Raw genomic sequence first — 2,460 nt, 5'->3', positions numbered from 1 at the left:
GTTGCCGACTGTAAGTCCTCCTGAGCTAATAACAACAGTAGCACCGTTATTTATAGTTTCATTAGAGATAGTCCCACCACTTAGGACGACTACACTATCATATTTTGTATTTCCAGAACTCCAGGGGATATCGCCATTTGCAAGAGAAGCACCACTGCTTACCGTATATGTTGTCATTACTTCCTCATTGGATATTAGATTGAAAAATTCGTGATTTGCGCAAACCCTCCCCTCCCGAAAAAGTTTGCTCTTAGAAAACATTATCTGTTTAAAGATACCAATCAATCTAATCAAGTATTTTAATATTAAAAATAAACCCCATACATGAACGTTTTGCGCAAATCACCATTTTTGAAAGTGATAAAATGAGTATTGTCTATCCTTCTAATGGAACGCCTTACCTTACTCCAGGCACAACAACTTTCACATCGGGTCAAGTTGTTTCAGGCGTGACTGTTACCAGTAACTCTCAGGAGATCCTTTCTTCTGGAGCCACCGGTATACAGCAAACAATTGAACAGGCGTCTGGTAATACTGAAGGAGGGGAAATACTTGTTCTTAGCGGAGCAAAATTACTTCAGAGGAATAGTACCGGAGACTGGCTAAACAGAGGTAAAATAATCGTATATGATGGTGGTTTTATTTCAGGAGGAGCTGCTACTTCTGGGGGTATAACCACCATACTCAGTGGAGGCATCGCAGAAGATATTATTGCCGGAAATGCAGGATCTATTGGGACAGTTATTTTCTCTTCTGGCGCTATTTTAAAGGGTAAGACAGTCGCACGGTCTGGGGGAACAATCAGTGGGGGAACCGCTACCTCTGGAGCCCAGATTAATGTTCTATCTGGTGGGGTTCTCACCAATGCCGATGCAGGTAACGGCGGGACGATCACTGTCTCTTCAGGAGGAAAGTCCACTAGCACTGTCATCTCCAGTGGCGGAACTCTGACTTTCACAGGAGGAGGCTCTGGATCTTACACAAGCCTTCTGGCGGGAGGCACACTCAATATTGGCTCCGGAACAACATACGATAACCAGCATACAACCTCTCTCACCGCTACCTCTGGGGCACAGATTAATGTTCTATCTGGTGGGGTTCTCACCAATGCCGATGCAGCCGCATTTGGTAATATTGTGGTCAGCAAAGGGGGCATGGGCCAAGATATTATTATTTCCAGTGGTGGCGGTTTATGGGTTGCAGGCATTGCCTCAGACACGAGTGTCAACAATGGCGGCGGAATAGCAATCGCTTCTGGTGGCGTATCAAATAATAATAACGTTAATTCTGGTGGGAAAATTTATGCAGATTCCGGAAGTGTACTTGGGTTAACGTCCGTATCGAGTGGTGGTTCTGCTATTGTAGCCAGTGGCGCTACTATTTCAGACGTCGTGACCATTCAAGACGGTGGAACTGCTACGATTTGGAACAATACCAGCGGTACGATTGATCTCTCAGGCGACACAAATCATGGTTTGACTATTTCTGGTCTGGAAAGCGGGGGAACAGTCAGCACTGTGATCAGTGGCTGGAACGGCAGCAAACCAGGAAACTCTGATAGTATCGACCTACCTGGGGTTTCAGCAGATGGAGCATCTTATGCTTATCCGTCTGATGATCAGGTTGTGGTTACGCTCGCTAACGGTAACACCATTACCCTGAATATTCCTGGTGTCAAAAATACTGGATTTATCCTTTCTGATGATGGTCATGGTGGCGCATCTGCTGAAGTCTGCTTTCTTTCGGGCAGCATGATCGATACTCCTAAAGGAGATGTCCCTGTCGAAAACATCCGTATGGGTGATACGGTCATTGCTTACGTGCATGGAGTTTCTCAAGAAACAACTGTCACCTGGGCAGGAAAAGCACGTGCAACGGTTCGCCCTCACCTGCGAAATGACGAAGCAGGCTACCCGGTGCGTATTCTTAAAGATGCTGTTTCAGATGGCGTGCCATACAAGGATATGCTGATTACCCCAGAGCATTGTCTGTTCTTTGATGGGCGTTTCATTCCTGCCCGAATGCTGATTAATGGCTCCTCAATCTTCTATGACAAATCCATCACCACCTATGATTACTATCACATAGAAACGGAGCACCATGCTGTCATTAAGGCAGACGGCATGTTGACCGAAAGCTACCTTGATACTGGCAATCGCCGTGCCTTCATCCAGGAAGGAAACCTTGTTTCTCTCAGAAACACCAACCAAAACTGGGAAAATGACGCAGCCGTTCCTCTGTGCGTTGAGCGTAGCTTTGTCGAACCTGTTTTCCGTACACTTCAGGCACGCAGTGTAAAACTCTTCGGAGAACAGGATTCAGTTACCACAGCGCAACTGACTCACAATCCTGATCTTCATCTCGTAACAGAAAATGGAGCATCAGTGAGGCCTGTTCGTCAGGAAGAAAACGTTTACAGCTTTATGCTTCCTCCCGGAACAACCTCAGTCCGTATTGTAT

General features: G+C 46.1%; 1 protein-coding gene. It reads left to right on the top strand.

Features of this window, described 5'->3' with window-relative positions; all coding sequences use genetic code 11:
• Nucleotides 1-365 precede the first annotated feature (365 nt).
• On the top strand, nucleotides 366-2,460 hold a 2,095-nt coding region (locus Abin_RS14910), incomplete at its 3' end, for a Hint domain-containing protein (protein WP_048848387.1).

The organism is Acetobacter indonesiensis (genome assembly GCF_000963945.1).
Lineage (GTDB): Bacteria > Pseudomonadota > Alphaproteobacteria > Acetobacterales > Acetobacteraceae > Acetobacter > Acetobacter indonesiensis.
This window is presented reverse-complemented; position numbering and strand designations above follow the sequence as displayed.